Genomic DNA, 1361 nt, shown 5'->3' with positions numbered 1-1361 from the left:
GCCGACTGGGTGCTGCTCGACGCCGCGCGCCGGCCGCTCGACCGCGGGCGCAGCGATCCCCGCCACTGGCCCGCAGCCGAGCGGCACGAGCTCGTACTCGCCGGCAGCCGCGTGCTCTGGCTCGAGCTCGAGCTGCCGCCGGCCCCGAAGCGCGAGCAGCCGCAGCTGATCCGCTACACGCTCGAGAGCCACCTCGCGCGCGACCCCGACCAGCAGCATCTCACCGTCAGCGGTCGCGACCCTGCGAGCGCGCGTGTCGGCGTGTTCGTCGTCGCGCGCAGCGAGCTCGCCACGCTGGTCGCCGCCTGCAAGGCGCTCGGCCGGCCCCTCGACGCGCTGCGCAGCGTGCTGCAGCTCGCCCCTCCGGCGCCCGCACAATGGACCCTGGCCGTCCTGCCCGGCGCCACCGCGGTCCTGCGCACCAGCCCGCACGCCGGCATGGCGCTCGACGCCGACAGCGCGGACACGCTGGTCGAATGGTTGACGCTGCAGCTCGACGCGACGTCGGCGGAGGCGCGCCCCGTGCGCCTGGAACTGCGCGCCGCGGCCGGCGCCTCGCCCGGCGAAGCCGCAGCGCTCGCTGCACGCAGCGGGCTCGAGGTCGAGGACGGTCCGGCGCTCGACTGGTGGCGGCTCGCACCCGACGCGGCCAACCTGCTGCATGGGGAGTTCGCGCCGGCGCATGGCGGCGACGGGTGGTGGCCGCGCCTGCGCAAGCCGGCGATCCTCGCCGCGGGTGCCGCGGGGGTTTGGCTGCTGGCGCAGGCGGCGCTGGTCTGGGTCGATGGTCGCGAGGAGCGCGCGCTGCGCGAACGCGGCGAACGCCTGGCCGCCGAGGCGCTGCCCGGCCAACCTCTGCTCGAGCCGCGCATGCAGCTGCGCCGCGCGCACGAGCGTGCGCTGCAGGCGCATGGGCAGCTCGCCGCCGGCGATCTCCTCAGCCTGCTCGACGCCGCCCTAGAGGCCGGCGCACCGCGACCACAGGCTCTGCGCTACGAGGAGGGTCGCCTCACGCTGGAGCTGGCCGGCGCTCCGCCCGCCGAGCTGCTCGCCCGCCTCGACGCCCGCGGGCTGGCCGCGCGTGCGGAAGGCAGCCGCCTGATCCTCGCCGCCCGTCCCTGAACGTACATGGTCTTCCGCCCCATGCCTTCCAGTCCTCGCACCACGAGCCCGGCAATCGCAGCCGGCCGCGGCAATCCGTGCCGACCGAGCCCAAGTCGATGAACACACCTTCGCCCTCCTCCACCACGTCCGGCGGATCACCGGCCCCCTCGGCCGCTCATGCGGCCACCACCTCGCCGAGCGCGCGCCTGCGCGCCTGGTACGGCGCGCGCGCCGCGCGCGAGCGCCGCCTGCTCGCG

General features: G+C 76.6%; 1 protein-coding gene. It reads left to right on the top strand.

Translation table 11 applies throughout. From position 1 onward, the window contains the following. Positions 1 to 9: 9 nt before the first annotated feature. Complete coding sequence (gene gspL, locus C667_RS22990; RefSeq protein WP_370701723.1) at positions 10 to 1122, top strand: type II secretion system protein GspL; 1113 nt, start codon at positions 10 to 12, stop codon at positions 1120 to 1122. Positions 1123 to 1361 lie beyond the last annotated feature (239 nt).

It is taken from the genome of Thauera phenylacetica B4P, assembly GCF_000310225.1.
In the GTDB taxonomy this organism is placed as follows: domain Bacteria; phylum Pseudomonadota; class Gammaproteobacteria; order Burkholderiales; family Rhodocyclaceae; genus Thauera; species Thauera phenylacetica.
This window is presented reverse-complemented; position numbering and strand designations above follow the sequence as displayed.